Source organism: Luteimonas suaedae (genome assembly GCF_008312895.1).
Taxonomy (GTDB): Bacteria; Pseudomonadota; Gammaproteobacteria; order Xanthomonadales; family Xanthomonadaceae; genus Luteimonas; species Luteimonas suaedae.
Map to the genome: position 1 here is coordinate 36,077 of NZ_VSSP01000007.1, position 23,585 is coordinate 59,661.

General features: G+C 71.8%; 23 protein-coding genes. 10 read left to right on the top strand and 13 right to left on the bottom strand.

Annotated features, from left to right (window positions below):
* Position 1: 1 nt before the first annotated feature.
* A complete protein-coding gene (locus FXO19_RS11695) occupies positions 2 to 1,645 on the top strand; it encodes an NAD(P)/FAD-dependent oxidoreductase (protein ID WP_149195287.1) in 1,644 nt (547 codons plus the stop codon).
* Between the two features lie 233 nt (positions 1,646 to 1,878).
* Here FXO19_RS11695 and FXO19_RS11700 read toward each other — a convergent pair whose 3' ends face one another.
* The 11 genes from FXO19_RS11700 to FXO19_RS11750 form a co-directional block, all read right to left on the bottom strand.
* Positions 1,879 to 2,343 (bottom strand): hypothetical protein, encoded by a 465-nt coding sequence (locus tag FXO19_RS11700; RefSeq protein WP_149195288.1) that lies wholly within the window; start codon positions 2,341 to 2,343, stop codon positions 1,879 to 1,881.
* A 249-nt stretch (positions 2,344 to 2,592) separates the two neighbouring features.
* A complete protein-coding gene (gene fabG / locus FXO19_RS11705) occupies positions 2,593 to 3,327 on the bottom strand; it encodes a 3-oxoacyl-ACP reductase FabG (protein ID WP_149195289.1) in 735 nt (244 codons plus the stop codon).
* 66 nt (positions 3,328 to 3,393) lie between these two features.
* On the bottom strand, positions 3,394 to 4,143 hold the full coding sequence (locus FXO19_RS11710) for a hypothetical protein (RefSeq protein WP_149195290.1): 750 nt from the start codon (positions 4,141 to 4,143) through the stop codon (positions 3,394 to 3,396).
* A gap of 316 nt (positions 4,144 to 4,459) precedes the next feature.
* Positions 4,460 to 4,891 (bottom strand): hotdog family protein, encoded by a 432-nt coding sequence (locus tag FXO19_RS11715; protein WP_149195291.1) that lies wholly within the window; start codon positions 4,889 to 4,891, stop codon positions 4,460 to 4,462.
* Positions 4,888 to 7,233: an MMPL family transporter gene (locus tag FXO19_RS11720; RefSeq protein WP_255516391.1), complete on the bottom strand. Its 2,346-nt coding sequence runs from the start codon at positions 7,231 to 7,233 to the stop codon at positions 4,888 to 4,890. Before FXO19_RS11720 ends, FXO19_RS11715 begins: the two co-directional genes overlap by 4 nt.
* Positions 7,234 to 7,353: 120 nt before the next feature.
* On the bottom strand, positions 7,354 to 7,986 hold the full coding sequence (locus FXO19_RS11725) for a LolA-related protein (RefSeq protein ID WP_149195293.1): 633 nt from the start codon (positions 7,984 to 7,986) through the stop codon (positions 7,354 to 7,356).
* On the bottom strand, positions 7,925 to 8,944 hold the full coding sequence (locus tag FXO19_RS11730) for a lysophospholipid acyltransferase family protein (RefSeq protein ID WP_149195294.1): 1,020 nt from the start codon (positions 8,942 to 8,944) through the stop codon (positions 7,925 to 7,927). Before FXO19_RS11730 ends, FXO19_RS11725 begins: the two co-directional genes overlap by 62 nt.
* Positions 8,941 to 9,231, bottom strand: coding sequence for an ApeI family dehydratase (locus tag FXO19_RS11735; protein ID WP_149195295.1), 291 nt, complete (start codon positions 9,229 to 9,231; stop codon positions 8,941 to 8,943). Before FXO19_RS11735 ends, FXO19_RS11730 begins: the two co-directional genes overlap by 4 nt.
* 363 nt (positions 9,232 to 9,594) lie before the next feature.
* Positions 9,595 to 10,338 (bottom strand): lysophospholipid acyltransferase family protein, encoded by a 744-nt coding sequence (locus tag FXO19_RS11740; RefSeq protein ID WP_255516400.1) that lies wholly within the window; start codon positions 10,336 to 10,338, stop codon positions 9,595 to 9,597.
* Between the two features lie 105 nt (positions 10,339 to 10,443).
* On the bottom strand, positions 10,444 to 11,127 hold the full coding sequence (locus tag FXO19_RS11745) for a COG4648 family protein (RefSeq protein WP_149195297.1): 684 nt from the start codon (positions 11,125 to 11,127) through the stop codon (positions 10,444 to 10,446).
* A gap of 126 nt (positions 11,128 to 11,253) precedes the next feature.
* Entirely contained in the window at positions 11,254 to 11,523 is a 270-nt protein-coding gene (locus tag FXO19_RS11750) for a phosphopantetheine-binding protein (RefSeq protein ID WP_149195298.1), read from the bottom strand.
* Between the two features lie 151 nt (positions 11,524 to 11,674).
* Here FXO19_RS11750 and FXO19_RS11755 point away from each other — a divergent pair, with 151 nt between their 5' ends.
* The 4 genes from FXO19_RS11755 to hemB all read left to right on the top strand — a co-directional run bounded on the left by FXO19_RS11755 (position 11,675) and on the right by hemB (position 15,493).
* Entirely contained in the window at positions 11,675 to 12,988 is a 1,314-nt protein-coding gene (locus FXO19_RS11755) for an NAD(P)/FAD-dependent oxidoreductase (protein WP_149195299.1), read from the top strand.
* Positions 12,985 to 13,989, top strand: coding sequence for a chorismate transformation FkbO/Hyg5 family protein (locus FXO19_RS11760; RefSeq protein WP_425481468.1), 1,005 nt, complete (start codon positions 12,985 to 12,987; stop codon positions 13,987 to 13,989). Before FXO19_RS11755 ends, FXO19_RS11760 begins: the two co-directional genes overlap by 4 nt.
* A 150-nt stretch (positions 13,990 to 14,139) precedes the next feature.
* A complete protein-coding gene (locus FXO19_RS11765; protein ID WP_149195300.1) occupies positions 14,140 to 14,388 on the top strand; it encodes a hypothetical protein in 249 nt (82 codons plus the stop codon).
* Between the two features lie 112 nt (positions 14,389 to 14,500).
* Complete coding sequence (gene hemB, locus FXO19_RS11770) at positions 14,501 to 15,493, top strand: porphobilinogen synthase (RefSeq protein WP_149195301.1); 993 nt, start codon at positions 14,501 to 14,503, stop codon at positions 15,491 to 15,493.
* A 201-nt stretch (positions 15,494 to 15,694) separates the two neighbouring features.
* Here the strand turns inward: hemB and FXO19_RS11775 are convergent, their stop codons facing one another.
* Positions 15,695 to 16,594 carry a TolB family protein gene (locus FXO19_RS11775; RefSeq protein WP_149195302.1) on the bottom strand — a complete coding sequence of 300 codons (900 nt, stop codon included), beginning with the start codon at positions 16,592 to 16,594 and terminating at the stop codon, positions 15,695 to 15,697.
* A 61-nt stretch (positions 16,595 to 16,655) separates the two neighbouring features.
* Between FXO19_RS11775 and aroE the strand changes: the two genes are divergently transcribed.
* Together aroE and FXO19_RS11785 are read left to right on the top strand one after the other, a co-directional pair.
* Positions 16,656 to 17,516: a shikimate dehydrogenase gene (gene aroE, locus FXO19_RS11780; protein ID WP_149195303.1), complete on the top strand. Its 861-nt coding sequence runs from the start codon at positions 16,656 to 16,658 to the stop codon at positions 17,514 to 17,516.
* Between the two features lie 8 nt (positions 17,517 to 17,524).
* Entirely contained in the window at positions 17,525 to 17,779 is a 255-nt protein-coding gene (locus FXO19_RS11785; RefSeq protein WP_255516392.1) for a YkgJ family cysteine cluster protein, read from the top strand.
* 180 nt (positions 17,780 to 17,959) lie between these two features.
* On the opposite strand, the gene FXO19_RS11790 is transcribed toward FXO19_RS11785, so the two are convergent.
* On the bottom strand, positions 17,960 to 18,496 hold the full coding sequence (locus FXO19_RS11790) for a gamma carbonic anhydrase family protein (RefSeq protein WP_149195304.1): 537 nt from the start codon (positions 18,494 to 18,496) through the stop codon (positions 17,960 to 17,962).
* A gap of 240 nt (positions 18,497 to 18,736) precedes the next feature.
* On the opposite strand from FXO19_RS11790, the gene FXO19_RS11795 reads away from it, so the two are divergent.
* The 3 genes from FXO19_RS11795 (at position 18,737) to FXO19_RS11805 (ending at position 23,567) form a co-directional block, all read left to right on the top strand.
* Positions 18,737 to 20,140 carry a coniferyl aldehyde dehydrogenase gene (locus FXO19_RS11795; protein ID WP_149195305.1) on the top strand — a complete coding sequence of 468 codons (1,404 nt, stop codon included), beginning with the start codon at positions 18,737 to 18,739 and terminating at the stop codon, positions 20,138 to 20,140.
* 164 nt (positions 20,141 to 20,304) lie between these two features.
* Positions 20,305 to 21,078 (top strand): exodeoxyribonuclease III, encoded by a 774-nt coding sequence (gene xth / locus FXO19_RS11800; protein WP_149195306.1) that lies wholly within the window; start codon positions 20,305 to 20,307, stop codon positions 21,076 to 21,078.
* 116 nt (positions 21,079 to 21,194) lie between these two features.
* A complete protein-coding gene (locus FXO19_RS11805; RefSeq protein ID WP_149195307.1) occupies positions 21,195 to 23,567 on the top strand; it encodes a winged helix-turn-helix domain-containing protein in 2,373 nt (790 codons plus the stop codon).
* Positions 23,568 to 23,585: the final 18 nt, after the last annotated feature.

Consider the following 23,585-nt stretch of genomic DNA (forward strand, 5'->3'; position numbering starts at 1 on the left):
CATGGACGGCACCGCTCCCGGCAATGACACCGACGCTGACGTTCTGATCATCGGTGGTGGACTTGCGGGGCTGACGCTCGCCCTCCAGCTGCGCCGGCGCGACCCGGCACTCCAGGTCGCGGTGATCGAGCGCAGGCCGCACCCGGTGCCCGAGGCCGCGCACAAGGTCGGCGAGTCGACGGTCGAGATCGGCGCGCACTATCTCGCCGACGTCCTCGGCCTGCGTGAGCACCTGGAGACCGAGCAGATCCGCAAGTTCGGCTTCCGCTTCTTCTTCTCGGACGGGCGCCACGACATCGACCGCTGCACCGAAATCGGGGTCAGCCGGCTGCTGCCGACGCCGTCCTGGCAGATCGATCGTGGCCGTTTCGAGAACTTCCTCGGCGTGCGGGCGCGCGCGCTCGGCGTGCGCTTCCACGATAACGCCGTCGTGCGCGAAATCGGCATGGCCGCCAGTGGCAGCGATGCGCCGCACGCGGTGACCTTCACGCAGGCCGGCGACGAGCACACCCTGCGCGCGCGCTGGCTGGTCGACGCCAGCGGCCGCGCCGGCCTGCTCAAGCGCAAGCTCAGCCTGGCGCAGGCCAACGACCACGACGCCAACGCCGCCTGGTGGCGGGTCGACGGTTGCGTCGATCCCAACCTCTGGTCGGAGGATGCAGCGTGGATCGGGCGCTGCACGCCGCCGGAGCGCTGGCGCTCGACCAACCACATGTGCGGGCCGGGCTACTGGTTCTGGCTGATCCCGCTGGCCTCCGGCGCGCACTCGCTGGGAATCGTCTGCGACGCGAAGCTGCATCCGCTGGAGACGATGAACACCCACGCCAAGGCGATGGACTGGCTGCGCACGCACCAGCCGCGGGTCGCCGCGGCACTCGACGGCGGCGGACATGCGCTGCAGGACTTCCTGTTCCTGCGCCACTTCTCCTACGGCTGCAAGCAGGTATTTTCCGCCGACCGCTGGGCGCTGACCGGCGAGGCCGGGCTGTTCCTGGATCCGTTCTATTCGCCGGGCACCGACTTCATCGCCATCGCCAACACCTACATCTGCGACCTGATCGAGAAGGACCGCGCCGGGGAAGCGTTCGCACCGTACGCCGATCTGTACCAGCAGCTGTACTTCTCGTTCTACGAGAACACGCTCACGCTGTACCAGGACCAGTACCCGCTGTTCGGCGATTCCCAGGTGATGCCGCTGAAGGTGATCTGGGACTACACGTTCTACTGGGCCCTGCTGGCGCCGCTGTTCTTCGGCCGGCGCATGACCGATATCGCCATGTTCGGGCGCCTACGCCTGCAGTTCGTCGAAGCCGGTGCGCTCAACAGCGCCATGCAGGCATTGCTACGCGCATGGGGCGAGCACAACCGCGGCCGCACGCAGCCGCCGGGGCGGCTGCTCGACCAGTACGGGATCGACTGGTTCCACGAGATGAACCGCGCGCTCAACGACGTGCTCGACGACGATGCCTTCGCCCGCCGCATCGACGACAACCTGGCGCGGATGCGCTGGCTGGCGGCCGAAATCCTGGCGCAGGCGCGGCGCGTGCACGCCGGCATCGACACCTACGGCCTCAACGACCTGCTAGGGCAGCCGGACCCGCCACCGCCTTCGCTGGCGCCGCCCTGGTACGCCGACGCGGCATGACGACGCATGGGCCGTAGGAGCGCGCCATGCGCGCGATGCCGCGGGCATGGCGCCGCCCGCGAATTCCGGCGACCCGCGCGCCTGCCGGTCCGGAATCGCGGCAACCGCCGGATCCCGCCGACACCCGCGGCATCGCGCGCATGGCGCGCTCCTACGAATGCGACGCCGCCGTTGCCGAAAACGTCCGCCCGCGCCGGGAGACCCGTGCGGGCACCGCGATGCGGCCGGTGCCGCTATTCCCCCGGCGGCACCGGTGCGGTTTGCGGCGGCGGGTTCGGCACGTAGATGGCGATGCCGCTGGCGTGCTTCTGCCGCGGACTGATGTTCACGCCGACGCCGGCTCCGCTGAAACTGCTGCCGCCAACGCGGCCGCCGCCGGCACCGACGCTTACGCCGCCACCGCCGTAGCCATCGGCGCTGCCCTGGAACAGCACGCCGTTGGCGCCGAGGCTGGCGGCCTCCTCGCGCAGCTTGCGCAGGACCGAATCGGTCTTGTTCTGTTCGCCGTAGGTGAACGCGCCGCTGGCGGTCTCGAGGATCGCGATCTCCTCGTAACCACCCGGCGGTGGGCCGTGGTAGATGCGCACCTGGGCCGGATCGATCGGCGGCCGCGGGGTGCCGGTGAGGACGTGGGACGTGGCGCACCCGGCCGCCGCCAGCGCGACCAGCAGCAGGAAGAAAACGCGGAAAGCTCGCATGTCTGGGGTCCTCACGACTGGGACCCGGGCATCATCGCCCAGGCCATCTGAATCCTGCGTGCATGCCGGCCGGCCGGCGTTGCGCCCGGTCGATCATGCCCTGTTCCTGACCTTCGGTGCCTGGCCGGATGGGTCGCCCACCGCCTGCACATGGCGCTACCGGAGGCATCGCTGATCCTCGTCGAGGCCCGGACCAGCATGGTCGTGTCGGTGGCGCCGAACGGCCTTGTCGCCGATGGCGGCGCGCGGCTAACCCATGCCGCCGTTGATGCCGATCACCTGGCCGTTGATGTACCCGGCGGCATCCGAGCAGAGGAATGCCACCAGCGCGGCGACCTCCTCGGGCGTACCGGCACGGGCCGCCGGCACCATCTGCTTCACCTGCTCGGGCGGGAACATCTTCGCGGTCATCGCGCCGGCGATCACCCCGGGCGCGATCACGTTGACGCTGATCCCGCGCGAGGCCATTTCCCGCGCCAGCGACTTCGAGGCGCCGTGCAGCGCCGCCTTGGCCGCGGCGTAGTTGGCCTGGCCGCGGTTGCCGAGCACCGCGGCCACGCTGGAGACGCTGACGATGCGGCCCCAGCGCGTCCGCGCCATCGGCAGCAGCAGCGGCCGGGTGACGTGGAAGAACCCGTGCAGGGACACGTCGATCACCCGCTTCCACTGCGCGTCGGACATGCCGGCCATCGGCGCGTCGTCGTGGATGCCGGCATTGTTGACCAGCACCTGCACCGGGCCTTCGGCCAGCAGCGCCTGCAGCGCGGCGGCGGTGGCTTCGCCGTCGGCGACGTCGAAGGCGATCGCCTCGGCGCTGCCGCCGGCCTCGGCGATCGCGGTCACCACCGATTCGGCGCGGCCGCGATTGGCATTGGCATGGACGATCACGTGCAGGCCGTCGGCGGCCAGCCGACGGCAGATCGCGCCGCCGATGTCGCCGCTGCCGCCGGTGACCAGCGCGCGCCTGCGAGTCGTCGTAGTCATGCCGCGATGCTAACCCGCCGCGCGGCGGGAGGGGACCGCGGGCGCGGACGCCCGCGGCCCGCGACGTCAGTGCGGCAGTTCCTCGATCACCGTGCTGCCATCGGCCTCGTAGAACCGCAGCGCAGGATCGCCGTCCGCCCCCTCGACGGCGGCGCCCAGGCGGCGGTTGCCGCGGGCGTCGTTGAACTGCAGCAGGCCCTGGTTCTGCGCCGCGTCGGCCGGGAACGACACGTTGCCCAGGGTCATGCGCGCCACCCCGGCCGGATGGTCGGCGTTGAACGCGTCGATCCGCCGCTGCCGCTCGTCCTCCGGCAGGCCCTCGATGTCGACCAGCAGGTCCAGGTAGTCCTGGATCGGCCAGTCCGGCGTATCCCAGGTCTTGATGGTCGCGCCCTTGACGCTGCCGTAGTCGAGCGCGTCGATGGCGAAGAGCTGGTCCTGGTCGTAGCCGTCGAAGCTCAGGTGGCCCCAGCGCGAGATGTTGCCTTCCGCGTCCTTGCGGCCGCCGAAGGTCAGGCCGCCGCTCTCGGTGCCCTCGGCGTCGAAGAACAGCGCGCCGGCGGTGTCGGACGCCTTGCGGTTGGTGAGGTCGGGGTATTCATGCCCCTTGACGATGATGCCCGGGATGCGCCGGGTGTTGCTGATCACCATGCGCAGGGTGCCGTCGGGTTCGACCACGTTGATGCGCTGGACGGTCACGGTATCGAAGCGCGGGTTGCCGCCGGCACTGGTGAAGCCGGCGAGCAGGGCGGCGATCACGCCGAGCGTCAACACGCCCGAATAGGCGACGAGGCATTTCTGGCCATCGAGTTTCATGCTGGACTCCTGGATGCGGGGAATTTCCGCACCGGCGACCCGGTGCGGTCGCGGGAGGAGACGGCCATGCAGCGGACCGGCACGCAACCTCCCGCGCACGACCTTAGGCCGGATGCGCGGGCCGTTCTGTGCAGCAGTCCTCATGCCGGCCGCCGGCGGCCGTCGAATGGCCTCCTCCGTAGGAGCGCGCCATGCGCGCGATGCCGCGGGTGCCGGCAGGATCCGGTGAACGCCGCGATTCGGGACCGGCAGGCGCGCCGGTCACCGGAATCCCCGGGCGGCACAATGCCCGCGGCATCGCGCGCATGGCGCGCGCCTACGCGCCGAGCATCACCGCGGCACGGCCCTCGGCCAGCAGCGTGCCGGCATGCACGATGCGGAACGCGTACTGCTGGCTGGCCGCGGTTTCCGCCAGCGCCTCGGCCTCGCCTTCCAGCGCGCCGGGCAGTCGGTCGACGCGGGCGACGTGCAGCCGCACCGCACGCAGTGCCACCAGCAGGCCCGGCGGGGCGGTGTCGCCGCGTTCGCGCGCGCGCAGGCCACCGTGCACCGCCATCGCCTGGGCGCCGTATTCGCAAAGGTGCAGCGCATGCAGGCGGCCATCGCTGCGCAGCGGGTGCGCGGGATCGCGGTGGTTGTCCGCACGCAGGCGGATACATCGCGCGTCCCAGTCGAGCACCTCGTCCCACAGGCACATGGCGCCGTGGTGTGGAATCAGCGCCTGGATTCCGTCGCGCCCGACCGTCATGGCGCGCGTCCGGTCTGCGCCGGAAGCCGCTGGCGCGCGATCAGCAAGGCCAGCACGAAGTTGCCGACCACACCGATCGCCACCGTCACCCCGATCGCACGCAGCACCGGGATCGACGACAGCGCCAGCACGCCGAACACCAGTGCGGTCATCGCCGCGCACACCAGGATCGCGTGCAGGGTGCGCAGGCGCTCGCGCGGATCGCCGCCGGCGCGCTCGAAGAACAATGCATAGTCCAGGCCGAGGCCGGCGGCGAGGATCAGCGACACCAGGTGGAACAGCGTCAGCTCGATCCCGAAGCCGCGCAGCAGTGCCAGCGTCACCAGCACGGTCAGCCCCATCGGCAACAGCACCCGCCCGACCCGGCGCGGCGAGCGCAACGCGATCCAGACCGTCAGCGCCAGCAGCAGCGCGGCCAATGCCAGCGCCATCAGCACCTGCCCGCGCCAGGCGGCGACCAGCGATTCGGAGGTGCGCTTGAAGTCGAGCAGCCGCACGTCGCCGGCGGCGGCGGCGACGCGCGCGACCGCCGCCGGATCGCGCAGGCCGCCCAGCGTCACCAGCGCGGTGGTGCCGTCCTCGCCGGGCAGCAGCAATCCCGACACCGCCGCGTCGAGGGGCGTGCCGGCCAGCGCGTCCGGGGTCAGTGGCGCGGCGGTGCGCGCGGTTTCCACATCGGCCAGGAACGGATCGAAGGCATCGTCGCGGAACGGGCTGCCGGCCAGGGCCGCGGCGAGCGCGGTCCGCAGCGCATCCGGATCCGGCAGCCGCGCCTGCCGCGCGCGCTGGGTGGCGGCGCTGGGCAAGTAGCGCGCGGCCGACTCGTACCCGGCGATCGCGCCGTCCGCCACCAGCCGGTCGAGCGCCGGATGCAGCCGTTCCAGTTTCCGCAGCGCGGCCTCGGCATCGTCCGCCCGCAACGCCAGCACGTAGCGCACGTCCGCGGCGCCGAGCTCGTCACGCAGGCGGCCGTCCTCGGCCAGCGCCGCGGCTGGCACCGGGGTCAGCCGCGACAGGTCGTTCTCCCAGAAGTCTCCCGGCGCGAAGGCCGCCACGCCCGCGCACACCAGCGCCAACGCCGCCAGCAACGGCCCCGCCGTGCGCGGGCGCGGCAGGCCGTCGATCCGCCGCGCAACGCGCTGCAGCCAGGCTGCGTCGGCGGCATCGCCCTGGCCTGGTTGCAGCAGCGCCGGCAGCAGGAAGCGTGTGGCCAGGGCCGCGGTCAGCAGCCCGGTGACGGTGAACGCCGCCAGCTGGCGCAGGCCGTCGACGCCGGAGACGAGGAAGGTCAAGTAGGCGATGCAGGTGGAGAGCACGCCGGTGAGCAGGGTCGGCCACAGCGCGCGCGCGGTCGCGCGTGGCGACTCGCCGTCGCGCAGGTGGCTGAACAGGTGCACCGGATAGTCCTGGGCGACGCCGATCAGGGTGAAGCCGAACGCCAGGGTGATGCCGTGCATGCCGCCGAACAATGCGGTCACCGCGGCGATCCCGGCCAGCGCCGCGGTCGCCAGCGGCAGCACGCCGAGCAGCAGCAGGTGTCCGCTGCGGTAGGCGAACCAGAACAGCAGCAGCAGACCGAGGCCGCCGATGCCGGCCAGTCGCGCCGCCTCGCCGGCGGTGCGCGCGCCGATCTCGACCGAAAACGCACCGGGGCCGGTCAACGTCAGGCGGCTCCCCGACTCGGCGGAAGCGTTCGCGAACGCGCCGCGGATGGCTTCGACCACGGCCCCCTGCCCAGCCGGATCGAAGCCGGCTGCGTGCGTGCGGATCAGCAGCAGCGCCTCGCGGCCGGCACGGTCGAACCAGACGCCATGCAGGCGTTGCGGCGCGCTGGCCGGCGTCCAGGCCTCGGCCAACGCCAGCGTTTCCAGGGTGGGGTCGGACGGCAGCAGCGGTTCCACCAGTGCCGCCGCCGGCGAGCCCAGGTCCTGCAGCCGCGCATCGAGTGCGTCGCGCAGGGTGTCCGCGTCCAGCGGTTGCCGGTCGAAGCCCGGCGAGAGCAGGTAGCGGTACGGACGCAACCGCTGCGGGACCGCGTCGAGACCGGCTTCGTCCTCGCCGTTGGCGACCAGCTCGATCCGCGCATCGTCGCGCAACGCCGCATGCAGCGCCCGCGACTGCCGCGCCAGCACCTGCGGCTCGGCGCCGGACAGCGCCACCAGCAGCAGCCGCGCGCCCGGCCCGTCGCCGAGTTCGTCGATCAGCAGCTGTTGCTCCGGCGTCTCCGGCGCCGGCATGAACGCGCGCAGGTCGCCGGACAGCTGCAGCCGCTGCCCGAGCCATACGCCGGCCAGCGCCAGCAGCGCCAGCCACGCCAAGGCCAGGGCGAATCTAGCCCGCATAGCCCGCAACATCGAGCGGACGGCGGCCGCATGAAACCGGGCCCGGCGGCGACCGGCGGCGGCGGCACCACCCCGTGGGACCGGCACGAAAGTCGCGCCCGCCGATGCGCGCCATCCGCATCAACCCGGTTCGCCGCCGCGGCAGAGCGCCTGCAACGCGGCGGCGTCGCTCTGCGTATCGACGCTGCGCGCCGCGCCGGCCAGCAGCGTGCGCTGCAGCTCGCCCTCGCGCGGGCGCGTCTCGATGCAGCGCAGTTCGGCGCCGCGGCCGTACAGGGTGACGTCGCGGATTTCCGCCGCCAACGCCGTGTCCTTCGGCGTCAGGGTCATGGTCCAGCGTTCGCGCACGCCGCGCATCTCGATGTCGTAGTGGCGTTCCAGTGCGTCATGGTCGCCATCGAGCAGCGCGCCGAAACTCGCCTGCAGCGCCGCCAACTCCGGCGCGCGCGACAACGCGAACGTGCGCGGTGAACGCCCGGCGCGGGCGATGGTCGCTTCGCCGTCACGCAGGGTGGTGGTCTCGACATAGGGCGCATGCACTTCGCGCACCAGGGTCTCGGCGTCCGGCCGCAGGTATTCGCCGGTCACGCGCAGCGGCGTCTTCAGCATCCGCGAGTTGCGCACCTCGACGAACGAGGTGCGCACCGGTGCCGGACGCGCCAGCTTCTCCAGGATCCAGGCGCTGCCGAACTCATCGTCCGCCGCCTGCGCCATCGCCCAGCACGGGACCAGCGCGCACAGCAGTGCGGCCATGCCTGCGGCCTTGCGTCCCCGGTTCGTCCGTCGCACCGTCCTCGGCATCGTCGCCTTCATCGTCGTGCTCCCAGAAATCGTAGAAGTTGAACCAGTTGTAGGGCGCATCGCGCACATGATGTTCCAGACGCGCGGCGTAACCGCGGATGAGCGCCGGGATCGCCGCCGCGCGTTCGCGACGCGGCAGGTCGATGCCGTCGCTGAAAGGTTCGAACACCAGGTCGTAGCGATTGCCGCCACGGTACAGGCCGAACGCCAGCATCACCGGGATCTTCAGCACCGCCGCGATCTGCCACGGCGCGGTGGGGAAGGCCGCCGGCGCACCCAGGAACGGCACCCGCACCGACGACTCGCCGGGCTGGGTGCGATCGACCAGCAGCGCGATCATCGCGCCCTCGTCGGCGGCCTGCTGGATCGCCAGCATGATCGCCGGGCCGGGCTGGCCGGCGTCGATCACGGTGGCGGCGATCTCGGGATTGAGCGCGTCGAGCATCTGCATCAATGCCGCGCTGTGGCTCTTGTCCAGCAGCACGCGGATCTTGTAGTCGGGTCGCCGCCGCGACAGCACCCGCAGCACCTCGAAACTGCCCAGGTGCGAACCGAACAGCAGCACCCCGCGGCCGCGGTCGAGCTGCGCGTGCAGCGCATCGAGACCGTCGACGCGCACCTGGAAGCGGCGCAGGTCCTCGCTGAGCAGGAACAGGCGGTCGAGGATGGTCTCGGCGAAGGTGCGGATGTGGCGCAGCACCTCGCGCCAGCCGGCAGGGCGCCCGAACACGCGGCTCAGGTAGGCGCGCGAGTCACGGCGCTCCTCGCCCCGACGCAGCAGGAAGTACAGCGCGATCGGGTGCAGCAGCAGCCGCGCCAGGCCGCGGCCGCCGTAACAACCGACCAACCGGATCAGCGCCAGCGCCAGCCGGCCCCCGCCCTCGTGGCGCCGTTTCCACTGCGCACTCATGCCGTCGCGATCTCGCCGCTGGCGATCAGCACGGCGTCGCGCAGCACCCGGAACTTCCAGCGCGGGGCAGCTGCTTCGCCGGCACCATCGAGTTCGATCCGCGCAATCTGCCCCGGCAGCAGCGGCTGCAGGAACTTCACCTGCGGCAGCCGCAACGCGCCGAGTTCACCGTGCTGCGCCTCGACCGCCGCCAGTACCCGCTCCAGCAGCACCACGCCGGGCACCAGCGGACGTCCCGGAAAATGCCCGGGCAGGCTGGGGTGATCGTGCGGAATGCTGAACTGCATGTACGGAGCCGGCGTGCGCGTGAGGCGCAAGAGAATACCGCGCCAGGCAGCCCTTTCCGCCACGGTGGAAAACGGGCCGTCGCCATGGGTGACGTCACGGGATCATCTCCAGACTGCCTGAAGCGCAACGGGGCCAGCCGTCAACCGCTCCCGGCCCTAGGCTGTATCGTCATTCACTCCCACCGCCTACTCTGTAGGAGGGGCTTCAGCCCCAACCTGCCGAAGATCACGGCGAGCAAACAGCGAGCACACGATGCCGGCCGGGAAGCTGCGTGGGTGGGTCTTTTCCGCGCTTCGCTCGTTTCCCGGGTCGGGGCTGAAGCCCCTCCTACAAGGGCAACGGGCGTGGGAAGCGAATGCGCCCTACCGCAGCAGCGCCAGCACCGACGCACGCGCCTGCGACGCCAGCGACTGGCGGTCAAGCGGACCGGCAGCGGTGGCCAGCGGCAGCGGCGCCCCGAAACGCACCCGGATAGGGCCCGGCCGCACCCGGAAGAAGCCGTCGGGCGGCAGCACCGCACCAGTGCCCTCCAGCGCCACCGGCAGCACCTGTGCGTCGGCGTCGATCGCGACCTGGAACGCGCCCGGCTTGAACGGCGCCACGCTGCCGTCGCGGCTGCGCGTGCCTTCCGGGAAGATGCACAGGATCGCACCGCCGCGCACCAGCGTCGCCGCGCGGCGCAGGCTGGCGGTGGCGGCGCGGCGATTGTCGCGACGAATGAACACCATTCCCATCGCCTTCGCGTACCAGCCGACGAAGGGCACCCGGTCCATCTCCTGCTTGAGCAGGAAATGCAGCGGCACCGGCACCGCCCGGAACAGGGCGCAGATGTCGATCACCGACTGGTGGTTGGCGACCAGCACGTAGGGCCGCGACCAGTCCACGTGTTCCAGCCCCTCGACCTCCAGCCCCGCGCCGGCGCCGCCCAGCAGTCCGGGCGCCCAGCAGCGCGAGGCCATCCGCAGCGGCAGGCGACGGTCGCCGCCCGACAGCACGTGCAGCAGCAGCGCCACGCTGATCAAGCCCGCGGTCCACAGCAGGGTGAAGCCGAACTGGAGTACGTTGAAGGCGGTCCACAGCCATCGCCACAAGGACGCGGGCTGCAGCCGCAGGGATTCGATGCGTTGGTTCACCGTGCAAGCATACCGTGCGTCTCCCTCGCCGTTGTCGCTGCGCAGGCGCCCGCGCCGCGCGCTGCGCGCGGCTCCCATTCAGCGCAACAGATCGCGCCAGAAGGGCGCGCCGAGGCTGGCAAGCCGGCGCAGGAAGTCGGCGAAGCTGCGGTAACGGCCGGGAAAACGGCGCTTGCGCATCAGGTATTCACCGAAGAAGAAGCCGCCGACGATGCCGTAGTTGCACAGGTTGGCGAACCACGACCATTGCGTGCGGGTGATCGCCACCGGCGCCTGCAGGCCCAGCGCCGCCAGCAGGCCGTCGGGAACGGCGATCAGCGCCAGCAGCAGGTTGACCACCGCCAGCGCCGCCAGCAGCAACGCCCAGGCGGCGGTGAGGCCGCGGGTATAGGCGCGCAGGTCCGGCGGCAGCGCGGCCGGTTCCACCCGGTCGAGCGCCGCCACGATCCGCGCGATCAGCGGCGCGCGCCCGGGCCGCAGCGTGCGCCCGAACATCCAGGCGATCAGGCCGATGAAGGCCACCGGCACCAGCAGCAACGGCAATCCGGCGTGACCAGCGCGGAACAGGCTCCAGGCTGCGGCGAACAGCAGCGGCAACGCCAGCCACGCCCAGCGCCGGCGCGCGGCCAGCGGCGAGGCCAGCACCAGCAGCACCAGCGTCAGCAACGCCGTCAATGCCAGCGCGTCGCTGTCGCGGGCGCTGGCCAGGTGCGCGAACAGGGCATAGCCGATCGCCAGCAGGACTTCGACGATCAGCAGCATCGCTCGCCCACGCCTCCCTGTCGCGGGCGGCCTCCCCCGAAGGGATCGCTGCGCCCGTGGCGGCGGTGCGGCCGGTGCCGGCGCGCTTCGGTCACCCGGCCGGGCACCGCATGTGGTGCCGCGCCGTCATGTCGTCCGGTGCTGCTCGACATGCGCCGACAGCGCCCGCAGCGAGGCGAAGATGCGCAGGTTCTCCTCGCTGTCCGAGCGCAGCTGGAAGCCGTAGCGCTTGCTGATCGCCAGCGCCAGTTCCAGCGCGTCGATCGAGTCCAGCCCCAGTCCGGTATTGAACAGCGCCGCCTCCGGATCGATCTCGCCGGGCTGCACCTCCTCCAGGTTCAGGCTTTCGACCAGGAGTTCGGCGAGCTCGCGTTCGGCGGGAGATTGGGTGGGCATGCGGTTTTCCGTGTGTAGTGAATGAACGCACCCGCTGCGGCGGACGGGCGCGGGCACCGCGCTATCATGCGCGCCCGGAATGATGGCATGGGCTGACGGTCACCGCGAGATGTTGAACCCGACGGAAAACGGCGAAGCCACGAACGCCGCCATGGAAGAGGTGGACGTGCTGGTGATCGGCGGCGGGCCCGCCGGCAGCACCGCCGCCGCGCTGCTGGCGCGCCGCGGCTGGCGCGTGACCCTGCTGGAGAAGGACGCGCACCCGCGCTTTCACATCGGCGAATCGCTGCTGCCGATGAACCTGCCGATCCTCGAGCGCCTGGGCGTGCTGGACCAGGTCCGCGCGATCGGTGTCCACAAGGCCGGCGCCGATTTCCCCTTGTGCGAGCGGCGTACCAACGTATTCCGCTTCACCCGCGCCCTGGATCCGCAGTACGACCACGCCTTCCAGGTGCGCCGCGCCGACTTCGACCGGCTGCTGTTCGAACACGCGCGCAGCTGCGGTGCCGACGCGCGCGAGCAGGTACGGGTGGAACGGGTCGAATTCGACCAGGCCGGGCGCCCGCGTCAGGTCCACGCCAGCAGCGCCGACGGACGCGCGCTCGCCTTCCGCACCCGTTACCTGGTCGACGCCAGCGGCCGCGACACCTTTCTCGGCGGCAAGCTGAAGCTCAAGCGCAAGAGCCGCGCCCATCAGTCGGCGGCGATCTTCAGCCATTTCCGCGGCGTCGAGCGGCGCGAAGGCGCCGACGCCGGCAACATCACCGTCGACCGCTTCGAGCACGGCTGGTACTGGCTGATCCCGCTGCCCGACGACGTCATGAGCGTGGGCGCAGTGTGCACGCCCGAATATCTCAAGCAGCGCCGCGGCGACAATGCCGAGTTCCTGATGCAGACGCTGGCGGCGCGACCGTCGGTATGGACGCGCATGCAACGCGCCGAACGCGTGGCGCCGGTGCACGCGACCGGCAACTATTCCTACCGCTGCACGCGCATGGCCGGCCCCGGCTGGGTGATGGCGGGCGATGCCTACGCCTTCATCGATCCGGTGTTCTCCTCCGGCGTGTACCTGGCGATGAACAGCGCCGAGCATGCGGCCGAGGTGGTCGACGGCGCACTGCGCGAGCCGGCGCGCGAGCCGGCGCTGCAGCGCGCGATGGACAGGCGCCTGAGCCGCGGGCTGCGGCATTTCTCCTGGTTCATCCACCGCTTCACCACGCCGGTGATGCAGCGCCTGTTCGCCAGCCCGCGCAACGACTGGAAGCTGGAGCAGGCGGTGATCTCGATGCTCGCCGGCGACGTGTTCGACAATCGCGCGGTGCTGTGGCGGCTGCGGGCCTTCCGCCTGCTGTACGCGCTGAACGCGCTGGCGATCGCGCCGCAGGCGCTGCGGGGCTGGCGGCGGCGGCGGCACCAGATCGACTTGGCGTTCGCCGGCGACACCCTGCAGGAGGGCAATCCGTGAGCCGCCCGCTGATCGCGGTGCACGACGAACCGGCGCGCCTGCAGGTGGACTACGCCGATGCCGATGCGCCCGACGCGCTGTTCGGTGACGACGTGCTGGCCGTGCTCGGCTTCGGCCACGACGCGCCGCACTGCGATGACCCGCGCTACCTGCGGGTGCCGTTGCAGCCTTACGGGGCCGCGCCGTTCGAGGTCTGGCGCGTCAACGCGCCGGTGCGCCGTGGGCGCGACGGCGCCATCGCCTGGGCCACTGACGGCCACCTCGGCTTCGGCGCGATCGAGGTCGAGGAGGGCGCGGGCGGCATCACCGAGGCCGCACGCAAGGCCTATGCGGCGCTGACCCGGTTCGTGTCCGGCGGCGACACGCCGCACCTGCTGCGGGTCTGGAACTATCTCGACGCGATCACCCTGGGCGAAGGCGACGCCGAACGCTATCGGCAGTTCTGCCTCGGCCGCGCCGTCGGATTCGGCAGTTTCGACACCGGCCGGCTCCCGGCGGCGACCGCGATCGGCCGCTGCGACGACGCCCGCGTGGTCCAGGTCTACTGGCTGTCGGCGCGCGCGCCCGGCACGCCGCTGGAGAACCCGCGCCAGGTCAGCGCCTACCGCTATCCGCGCCAGTACGGCCCGCAGTCACCCACCTTTGCCCGCGCCATGCTGCCGGCCGACGGCATCGCCATGCCGCTGCTGCTGTCCGGCACCGCGAGCATCGTCGGGCACGTATCGCAGCACGCCGGCGAACTGCAGGCGCAGCTGCAGGAAACGCTGGCCAACTTCGACGCCCTGCTCGGCGCCGCGCGCGCCGCCCGCCCCGACCTGCCGGCGCAGTTCGGCGCCGGCAGCCGGCTGAAGGTCTACGTTCGCGACCGCGACGACCTGCCGCTGGTGGCACAGGCGCTGGACGCGCGCTTCGGCGACCGCGTGCCGCGGCTGCTGCTGCAGGCGGCGATCTGCCGCCGCGAGCTGGCGGTGGAGATCGATGGCGTGCATCGCCAGGAGTGAGAAACGAGAAGTGAGAAATGAGTTAAGAGCGGCACGGTATTCTCTCTCTCGTTTCTCACTCCTCTCCACTCATTTCTCGCTCAAGGTTCCCATCACGCTCTCACGGCCCATGCACTATCCTCATCCGCACCGTCACCTCGGAGATACGCCATGGGCCTGATCAGTCTGCTATGGGGCATCGTCGCGATGCTGTGGATGATCGTCGCGCTGATCCCGATGCTGGGATGGGGCAACTGGTTCCTGATCCCGTTCGCCGCGGTCGGCGCGATCATCGCCGCGATCGGCATCGCCGTGACCTCACGCGAGAATCGCGGCCGTGCCAAGACCGGGCTGCTGCTCAATGGCGTCGTGATCGTGGTCGGCGTGTTCCGGCTGACGCTGGGGGGCGGAATCATTTGAAGCCGGAAACGAGTGGAGAGGAGTGCGAAACGAGAGAGAGCATCCCGCTCTTACTCATTTCTCACTTCTCGTTTCTCACTCCTCGCTCTTCGTCTCGCCATAGAATGCGCCCATGACCACCCTGCCGACCCGCCCGCGGCGCATGCGCCGCGACGCCTTCTCGCGCCGGCTGATGCGCGAGCACGTGCTGACCGCCGATGACCTGATCTGGCCGCTGTTCGTGCACGAGCACGACGGCCGCGCCGCCGTGCCGTCGATGCCTGGGGTGGAGCGGGTGTCGATCGACGAGCTGTTGCGCAGCGCCGAGCAGGCCTGCGCACTGCGGATCCCGGCGCTGGCGCTGTTCCCGGTGACCGCGCCGGCCGCCAAGTCGCTCGACGCCGCCGCGGCCTGGGCCGACGATGGTCTGGTGCAGCGTGCGGTGCGCGCGCTCAAGCAGCGTTTCCCGCAGCTGGGCGTGATCACCGACGTCGCCCTCGATCCCTACACCGCGCACGGCCAGGACGGCCTGGTCGACGACGGCGGCTATGTGCTCAACGACGCCACCGTGGCCGCGCTGGTGCGGCAGGCGCTGTCGCACGCCGCCGCCGGCGCCGACGTGGTCGCGCCCAGCGACATGATGGACGGGCGCATCGGCGCGATCCGCGATGCACTGGAATGCGATGGCTTCGTCCACACCCGCATCCTGGCCTACGCCGCCAAGTACGCCTCGGCGTTCTACGGCCCGTTCCGCGACGCGGTCGGCTCCGCCGCGGCGCTGGGCAAGGCCGACAAGACCACCTACCAGATGGACCCGGCCAACTCCGACGAGGCCTTGCGCGAGGTCGAGCTGGACCTCGACGAGGGCGCCGACATGGTGATGATCAAGCCGGGCCTGCCGTACCTGGACATCGTGCGCCGGGTGAAGGAGCACTTCGGCGTGCCGACCTTCGCCTACCAGGTCAGCGGCGAGTACGCGATGCTCAAGGCCGCCGCGCAGCTGGGATGGCTGGACGAACGCGCCTGCGTGCTGGAATCGCTGATCGCGTTCAAGCGCGCCGGCGCCGACGGCGTGCTGACCTATTTCGCGCCCGACGCCGCGCGCTGGCTGCGCGAACGGGACTAGGCTGTATCGACCCCCGGTCTCTCCGCCTATCCCTGTAGGAGGGGCTTGAGCCCCGACCGCGAACGCAAACGGCAAATGCTCTCTCTGCCGTTGTTTCCCTTCGCAACGCGCGGCGGCGCGTTCATCATGGTCGCCACCGATGTGTCTGCCTGGCGCGGGCTGAAGCCCCTCCTACAGGGGCACGGTCATATCAAACGTGCCTCACGGCAGGCAGCCATCGCTGCCCGTGACCGCCGGCGCACGGGCGCGATAGATGTCCAGCTTGCCCGCCTTCGGCGCCGGCGCGGCGCCGCTGACCAGGATCTCGGCCGGCTTCGACAGGTCCACCACCGGCCCCAGCGTGGTGCCGTCCGCGGTGTTGAACGCGATCGCCCACGGTGCCGAGTCGGCGTAGGCGCCACCGTCGCACTGCGCCACCAGCAGCCGCACCGGCGCGGTGGCCGGATCGCGCGAGCGCGCGAACACGAGTGCGCGGCCGCCCTCCAGCCAGGCGGCGTCGAAGTCGTCCTCCGGACCGTTGACGCCCGGCACCGGCAGCGGGTCGACGAAGGCGCCGCCGTCCCAGCGCGCGACGAACAGGTCGTGGCCGCCGGCGCCGCCATGGCCGTCGCTGGCGAACAGCAGGCGCCGCCCGTCCAAGTCCGGCGTCGGCGCCCACTCGTCGCTGGCGCCATTGACCCCGGCGCCGAGATTCGCCGCCGCGCCGAACCCGCCATCGGCCAGCACCGGCGCACGATACAGGTCGTCGCCGCCGAAGCCGCCGGCGCGATTGGAGAAGAAGTACAGCCAACGGCCATCGGCGCTGAACATCGGGTCGAAATCGTTCTGCGGCGAGTTGACCGGCAGCGGCTGCGCCTCGACCCAGCGGCCGTCGCGCAACCGCGCCTGCCACAGATCCCAGCCGCCGGGCCCGCCGGTGCGATCGGTGCTGCCCCAGACGATCCACTGCCCGTCGGGGCTCACGCTCGCGCGCACCTCGGAGGCCGCCGTCGACACGACGCCGATGCCCTCGAGTCCGTAAGGCTGCAGGACGGCGGCTCCGGCCGCGGTCACGGCCGCGCAGAGTAGACTGAGGCACAGGACGGCTGGTTTGCGTGGCATCCGTGGAGTTTCGATGCATGGACCGGCCGAGTGTAACCACGACCGAGCAACGAGTTCCTCGATGACCCCGACCGATTCCGCCCCCGCCCGCTTCGCCCTGTTCGGCCATCCGGTCGCGCAATCGCTGTCGCCGCAGATCCACGCCGCGTTCGCCCGACAGCTGTCGGTCCCGCTGCAGTACACGGCGATCGAAGCCACGGCGGAGACCTTTGCCGACCTGCTGGCGCGTTTCGCGGTGCAGGGCGGCGCCGGCGCCAACGTCACCCTGCCGCTCAAGCAGCAGGCGGCGGCGCTGTGCGGCAGCCTCGGCGACGGCGCCCGCCGCAGCGGCGCGGTCAACACCCTGGTCCGCAACGACGGCGGCTGGCATGGCGAGAACACCGACGGCCGCGGCCTGGTGCGCGATCTCACCGAACGCCACCGCCTCGACCTGCGCCAGCGCCGCACCCTGCTGATCGGCGCCGGCGGCGCCGCGCGCGGCGTGGCGCCGGCGCTGCTCGATGCCGGCATTGGCGACCTGTTCGTAGTCAACCGCACGCCCGAGCGCACCGACGCTCTGGCCGACGCCCTGGGTGAGCCGGGACGGGTACACCCGCGCTACATGGACGACCTGAAGATGCTGGGCGAGTTCGACCTGATCGTCCACGCCACCTCGGCCACGCGCAGCGGCTCGCTGCCGTCGCTGCCGATGTCGCTGATCGGCACCCGCGCCACCGCGGTCGACCTCAACTACGGCGACAGCGCGATCCCGTTCCTGGCCTGGGCACGCGCGGCCGGCGCCCACGATGCGATCGACGGCCTCGGCATGCTGGTCGAGCAGGCCGCCGAGAGCTTCGCGCTGTGGCACGGCCGCCGCCCGACCACCGACGAGGTCTACGCCGGCCTGCGCGAGCGCTATGCCGCACTCGTCACCGCCGACTGAGCGCCACCGTGCAGTGCCGTAGCGGCTGCGGCGCCTGCTGCATCGCGCCGTCGATCACCTCGCCGATTCCGGGCATGCCGCACGGCAAGCCCGCGGGCATTCCCTGCGTGCAGCTCGACGACGACTACCGTTGCCGCCTGTTCGGTCGCCCGGAGCGGCCGGCCTTCTGCGCCTCGCTGCGGCCGTCACCGGAGATGTGCGGGCGCGACCGGCGGCAGGCTTCGGACATGCTCCTGTCTCTGGAGCGTGCCACCGCCCCATGAACGGGCTCCGGCGCGAGACGAAGCCCCCAGGCGCACCGCCGCCGTAGGAGCGCGCCATGCGCGCGATGCCGCGGGTGCCGGCCGGATCCGGTGGATGCCGCGATCTGGACCGGCAGGCGCATCGGCCACTTGAATTTGCGGGCGGCAAACGGCCCGCGGCATCGCGCGCATGGCGCGCTCCTACGAGAAGGCGAGGTACTCGTCCTTGAGGCGCACGTAGTGCGCGGCGCTGTAGTGCAGGCCTTCGATCTCGGCATCGGAGAGCATGCGCACCTTGCGCGCCGGGTTGCCCAGCCACAGCTCGCCCTCGCCGACGGTCTTGCCCGGTGGCACCAGCGCGCCGGCGCCGACGAAGGCATGGCGCTCGATCACCGCACCGTCGAGCACGATCGCGCCCATGCCGACCAACGCGGCATCGCCGATGCGACAGGCGTGGATCACCGCCTTGTGGCCGATGGTGACGTCCTCGCCGATCACCGTGGCGAACCCGCCGAGCTTGGCGTGCGGGCCGTCGTGGCTGACGTGCACCACGGTGCCGTCCTGCACGTTGCTGCGGGCGCCGATGCGCACGAAGTTGACGTCGCCGCGGATCACGGTCGAGGGCCAGACCGAGACGTCATCGCCGAGCTCGACATCGCCGATCACGGTGGCGGCGGGATCGACGTAGACGCGTTCGCCGAGTCTCGGAAGCTGGTCGCGGTAGGGGCGCAGGTGCATGGCGGCAGGGGGTTGGCGTGTCGCGCCAGCTTAACCGGCACGCGCCACGCGGGCACGCGCATGGCCGGCTTGGCGCCGGCGCTGGCAGGCCGCGGCGTCGCGACTCCCCGGCGGCGGCATGGCCGCCGCCGCGAAGTCGCCGACAGGGTGCACACCCACCGCAGTCGCCGTCGCCCCGACGACAGCTCGCACTATGTCTCTGCCCGAAGCCGCTCCCACGCACAGGGCTACACTGCGGCGATGGACACGGCCTCCGACACCTCCGTCGCCGAACTGCCGCTCACCTTGTCGCGGCTGCGCGCAGCCTGGCAGGCGCGGCAACCCGATTACGCCCAGCGCAGCGACGATCTCGCGCGCCTGCGCGCGGCGTTCAAGCCCCGCCTCGACGAGATGGCGCGGGTGATCGCCACCGATTTCGGCCATCGCTCCCATCATGAGTCGCTGCTCGCCGACGGCATGACGGTGCTGGCCGAACTCGACCACCTGCGCCGGCACCTGCGCCGCTGGATGACGCCGCGCCGGGTCGGCGCCGGTTGGCGGCTGTGGCCGGCGCGCGCCGAGGTGCGGATGGCGCCGGTGGGCGTGGTCGGGGTGATCTCGCCCTGGAATTATCCAGTCAACCTGGCGCTGATCCCGCTGGCGACCGCGATCGCCGCCGGCAACCACGTGTTCCTGAAGCCGTCGGAACAGACGCCGCACACCACCCGCTTCCTGCGCGAACTGCTGGCCGAGGTGTTCCCGGCCGAACGCGTGGCCGTGGCCTGCGGCGGTGCCGAGGTCGGCGCGGCCTTCGCCGCGCTGCCGTTCGACCATCTGGTTTTCACCGGCTCGACCGCGGTCGGGCGCAAGGTGATGGCCGCGGCGGCGCCCAACCTCACGCCGCTGACGCTGGAGCTCGGCGGCAAGTCGCCGGCGATCGTCTGCGACGACTTCCCACTGCAGCAGGCCGCCGCCCGGCTGGCGACCGGCAAATGGTTCAACGCCGGCCAGACCTGCATCGCGCCCGACTACGTGCTGGTCGACGCGGCCCGCCGCGACGCGCTGGTCGACGCGCTGCGGGCCGAGGTGCAGGCGCGCTACGCCGGTGCCGGCGCCGCCGCCGACTACACCCGCATCGTCAACGACGGCCAGGCCGCACGGCTGCAGGGCTATCTCGACGACGCGGCACGGCGCGGCCTGCAGACGGTCAGGCTCGCCGAGGTCGCCGGCGAACGTGCGATGGCGCCGACGCTGGTACTCGATCCGCCCGACGACGCGGCGGTGATGCAGGAGGAAATCTTCGGCCCGATCCTGCCGATCAAAAGCTACCGCACGCTGGACGAGGCGATCGACTTCATCGTCGCCCGCGACCGGCCGCTGGCGCTGTATCCGTTCAGCCGCGACCGCGCCCGAATCGAGCGCATCCTGCAGCGCACGCTGGTCGGCGGCGTCACCGTCAACGACACCCTGCTGCACTTCGCTACCAGTGCGCTGCCGTTCGGCGGCATCGGCGCCAGCGGCATGGGCGCCTACCACGGCCGCGCCGGCTTCGAGGCCATGAGCAAGGCCTTGCCGATCCTGTGGCAGTCGCGGCGCGCCGCCAGCGACCTGCTGAAGCCGCCGTACGCGAAGGTCGACCGCTTCATCCGCCTGCTGCTGCGCTGACGCGCCCATGACGGCATGCACCGTTGGGCGGTGGCGGCGTGCCGCCGCCGGGCTGTCGCCGCGGTCTGCCGGCTGTCGCGACTGCCGTTGCTCCCGCACCGGCGGGACATCGACAGCGGCGGCTTCTACAATCACGTGCACCGCGGCGCAGGGAACATCGACCGATGAAAATCGCCAGCTGGAACGTCAACTCGCTCAACGTGCGCCTGCCGCATGTGGAGCAATGGCTGCGAGACGCCACGCCCGACGTGGTCGGCATCCAGGAGACCAAGCTCGAGGACGCGCGCTTTCCGGACGCGGTGCTCGCCGCGCTCGGCTACCGCACCGTGTTCCACGGGCAGAAGACCTACAACGGCGTGGCGATCCTGGCGCGCGACCGCATGATCGCCGACGTGCAGATGGGGATTCCCGATTTCCACGACGATCAGAAGCGGGTGGTCGCGGCCACCGTCGACGACGTCCGCATCATCAACCTGTACGTCGTCAACGGCCAGGACGTGGGCACCGAAAAGTATGCCTACAAGCTGCGCTGGCTGGAGGCGGTGCACGACTGGATCGCACGGGAACTGCAGGCGCACCCGAAGCTGGTGGTGCTGGGCGACTTCAACATCGCTCCAGACGCGCGCGACGTCCACGATCCGGCGGTCTGGAACGACGACCACATCCTGACCTCGAGCGCCGAGCGCGCGGCGCTGCAGCGGCTGCTGGCGCTCGGGCTGCACGACGCCTTCCGCCTGCACAATGACGAGGCCGGGGTGTTCAGCTGGTGGGACTATCGCCAGGCCGCATTCCGCCGCGGCATGGGCCTGCGCATCGACCTGACCCTGGTGTCCGATGCGCTGAGGCCGCTCGCGGTCGCCTCCGGCATCGATCGCGAGCCGCGCACCTGGGAGCGGCCCAGCGACCACGCACCGGCGTGGGTGCAGCTGGCCCTCTGAGGCCACCGCGCGCCTTCCGGCGAGCGGACGCCGGGGCCGGACCGGCGGCGCTCGCTCTCCCGCGGCGCTAGGATGGTGCGGCCCCGACGGCGGATGGCACCGTCGCCCCTGCCTCCATGACCGCGTACCGTTTCGACGATTTCGTCCTCGACGTCGCCAAGCGCGAGCTTGCCCGCGCCGGCGTCCCGGTGCGGCTGTCGCCGCGGGCCTTCGACTGCCTGGCGCATCTGCTTGCGCATCGCGATCGCGATGTCGGCCGCGACGAACTGGTGGCGACGCTCTTCGGACGCCCGGACGTGTCGGACGCGCAGCTGGGGCAGATCGTCTTGCGTGCGCGGCGGGCGGTGGGCGACGACGGCCAGGGCCAGCGGCACATCCGCACCGTACCGAGGTTCGGGTTCCGCTGGGTCGGCGCGGCCGAGGCGCTCGCCGACGCACCCGGCGGCGAAGCCGAGCCGGCCGCGATCGCGACCGACGCGCCGGCCACCGCTCGCCTGCCCGTCATCCAATCGCAGCCGAGATCCGGTACGGCACGCCGCCGCGGAGCGGCGGTGCTGCTCGCAGCCGCCGTGGCCGTCCTCGCCCTCCTCGCCGCACGGCCGCTGCTGCGCGCACCAGCGGCGCCCGCCGTGGCGCCGAAGGCCGCCGCGGCCGCCCCGCAACGCGCCGCCGTCGTGGTGCTGCCCAGCCGGATCGACGGCCCCGACGACACGCAATGGGCGCGGATCGGGCTGATGGACTACCTGGCCGACCGCCTGCGCCGCGCCGGCCTGCCGGTGCCGCCCAGCGAGACCACGCTGCGCCTGGCCGCCGGCGCCGGGCCCGGAGACGTGCGCCAGCGCTCCGGCGCCGAGTGGCTGGTCGACAGCCATGCCAGCTATCGCCAAGGACGCTGGCGAGTGGCGCTGGCGGCGACCGCCGACGACGGCATCAGCCAACGCGCGCGCGCCGAGCACGCGGACCTCATCCGCGCCGCCCGGACCGCCTGCGACCGGCTGCTGGCGGCGCTGGGGCGGACGCCGCCCGACGACGGCGAGGCGCCGCCGCCCGACCTGCACGAACGCCTGCTGCGGGCGCAGGCGGCTACCCTCGCCAACGAACTGGACGCCGCGCGCGCGCTCCTGCGCACGGCGCCGGAACTGCAACGGCAGACACCGCAACTCCGTTACCGGCTGGCGCAGGTGGATTTCCATGCCGGCCTCTACGAGCGCTCGCTGGCCGAACTGGACGCGCTGCTGGCGCAGGCCGGCAGCGACGATCCGCTGTTCCGCGGCAACCTGCTCAACGCACGCGGCGCCAACCGCATCCGCCTGGACCGCCACCGCCAGGCGCAGCGCGACTTCGAGGCCGCCGTGGCCCTGCTCGATCCGCAGCGGCATCCGGCCGAGGCCGGCAAGGCGCTCAACGGGCGCGGCATCACCCGCCTGATCCTGGGCGACTTCGACGGCGCCCTGGCCGACCTCGGTCGCGCGCGGATCCTGCTCATGCGCATCGGCGATGCGGTCGGCGCGGCCCGCATCGACGCCAACCTCGGCCACCTGGAGCGCCGCCGCGACCATCCGCACCAGGCGCTGGCGCATTTCGTCGCGGCCACGCGCGCGTTCGAGTCGCTGGGGGCGATCAACGAGCTGGCGAGCACGCGCGCGATGGTGGTCGACACGCACCTGCAGCTGCTGCAGAACGCCGAGGCCGCGCAGGCCAGCGAGCGGGCATTGGCGATGCGCCCGCGGATCGGCGACGTCGCGCAGCGGGCCATGGTCGACCTGAGCCGCGCCCAGGCGCTGCTGCGCCTGGGCCGCCTGCGCGAGGCCAGTCGCCTGCTGGCGGCGCCGGCAGCCGACAGCCGCCCCACCGAATTCCTGCGCGGGCAAGCGGCGCTGCTGCGGGTCGAGCTGGCACTGCAGGCCGCCCGCGCCGGCGCCGCGGTGCGGCTGGCGGACGCGGCCCTCGCGGAATGGCCGGCGGCGGCCGAACCGATCCGCGACTGGATGCTGCTGCGGCGCGAACAGGCGGCGCTGGCCGCCGAGCTGCCCGGCCTGGCATCCGGACAGGCGGTGGCCGGTGCCGAGCCGTCTCTGTCCGACCACCTGCTCCGGGCGATCGCACTGCAGCGCGACGGCGACGAGGCCGCGGCGCACCATGCCTATCGGCAGGCCCTGGCGGAAGCGGACCGTGCCGGCGCACCGCGCGACCTGGTCGAAGTGGCGGCCGGCTACGTGCCCTGGCTGATCAAGCTCGGGCGGCTGTCCGAGGCGGCCGAGCTGGCCGGTCGCACGGCGCCGTGGGCGCGGCACGACTTCGACGCCGCCGTGCTGCAGCTGCGCATGCATCACGCGCTGGGCCAACGCGAAGCCTGGCAGGCGGCGCTGCAGGACGTGCGACGGCTGGCGGGGGAACGCGCGATCGCCCCGTTCCTGCTGTTGCCACCCGAGACGGTGTCCATGCAAGCGCCTGATGCCGATGCGATTTTCGTCGATGCAATGAAATAGTCACGGGAATGGAGTGCC

Bases quoted from the DNA above. Each gene is read 5' to 3' on its own strand.
- FXO19_RS11695 (WP_149195287.1), top strand. From the start codon at position 2: ATGGACGGCACCGCTCCCGGCAATGACACCGACGCTGACGTTCTGATC.
- FXO19_RS11700 (WP_149195288.1), bottom strand. From the start codon at position 2,343: ATGCGAGCTTTCCGCGTTTTCTTCCTGCTGCTGGTCGCGCTGGCGGCG.
- fabG (WP_149195289.1), bottom strand. From the start codon at position 3,327: ATGACTACGACGACTCGCAGGCGCGCGCTGGTCACCGGCGGCAGCGGC.
- FXO19_RS11710 (WP_149195290.1), bottom strand. From the start codon at position 4,143: ATGAAACTCGATGGCCAGAAATGCCTCGTCGCCTATTCGGGCGTGTTG.
- FXO19_RS11715 (WP_149195291.1), bottom strand. From the start codon at position 4,891: ATGACGGTCGGGCGCGACGGAATCCAGGCGCTGATTCCACACCACGGC.
- FXO19_RS11720 (WP_255516391.1), bottom strand. From the start codon at position 7,233: ATGCGGGCTAGATTCGCCCTGGCCTTGGCGTGGCTGGCGCTGCTGGCG.
- FXO19_RS11725 (WP_149195293.1), bottom strand. From the start codon at position 7,986: ATGGCCGCACTGCTGTGCGCGCTGGTCCCGTGCTGGGCGATGGCGCAG.
- FXO19_RS11730 (WP_149195294.1), bottom strand. From the start codon at position 8,944: ATGAGTGCGCAGTGGAAACGGCGCCACGAGGGCGGGGGCCGGCTGGCG.
- FXO19_RS11735 (WP_149195295.1), bottom strand. From the start codon at position 9,231: ATGCAGTTCAGCATTCCGCACGATCACCCCAGCCTGCCCGGGCATTTT.
- FXO19_RS11745 (WP_149195297.1), bottom strand. From the start codon at position 11,127: ATGCTGCTGATCGTCGAAGTCCTGCTGGCGATCGGCTATGCCCTGTTC.
- FXO19_RS11750 (WP_149195298.1), bottom strand. From the start codon at position 11,523: ATGCCCACCCAATCTCCCGCCGAACGCGAGCTCGCCGAACTCCTGGTC.
- FXO19_RS11755 (WP_149195299.1), top strand. From the start codon at position 11,675: ATGGAAGAGGTGGACGTGCTGGTGATCGGCGGCGGGCCCGCCGGCAGC.
- FXO19_RS11765 (WP_149195300.1), top strand. From the start codon at position 14,140: ATGGGCCTGATCAGTCTGCTATGGGGCATCGTCGCGATGCTGTGGATG.
- hemB (WP_149195301.1), top strand. From the start codon at position 14,501: ATGACCACCCTGCCGACCCGCCCGCGGCGCATGCGCCGCGACGCCTTC.
- FXO19_RS11775 (WP_149195302.1), bottom strand. From the start codon at position 16,594: ATGCCACGCAAACCAGCCGTCCTGTGCCTCAGTCTACTCTGCGCGGCC.
- aroE (WP_149195303.1), top strand. From the start codon at position 16,656: ATGACCCCGACCGATTCCGCCCCCGCCCGCTTCGCCCTGTTCGGCCAT.
- FXO19_RS11790 (WP_149195304.1), bottom strand. From the start codon at position 18,496: ATGCACCTGCGCCCCTACCGCGACCAGCTTCCGAGACTCGGCGAACGC.
- FXO19_RS11795 (WP_149195305.1), top strand. From the start codon at position 18,737: ATGGACACGGCCTCCGACACCTCCGTCGCCGAACTGCCGCTCACCTTG.
- xth (WP_149195306.1), top strand. From the start codon at position 20,305: ATGAAAATCGCCAGCTGGAACGTCAACTCGCTCAACGTGCGCCTGCCG.
- FXO19_RS11805 (WP_149195307.1), top strand. From the start codon at position 21,195: ATGACCGCGTACCGTTTCGACGATTTCGTCCTCGACGTCGCCAAGCGC.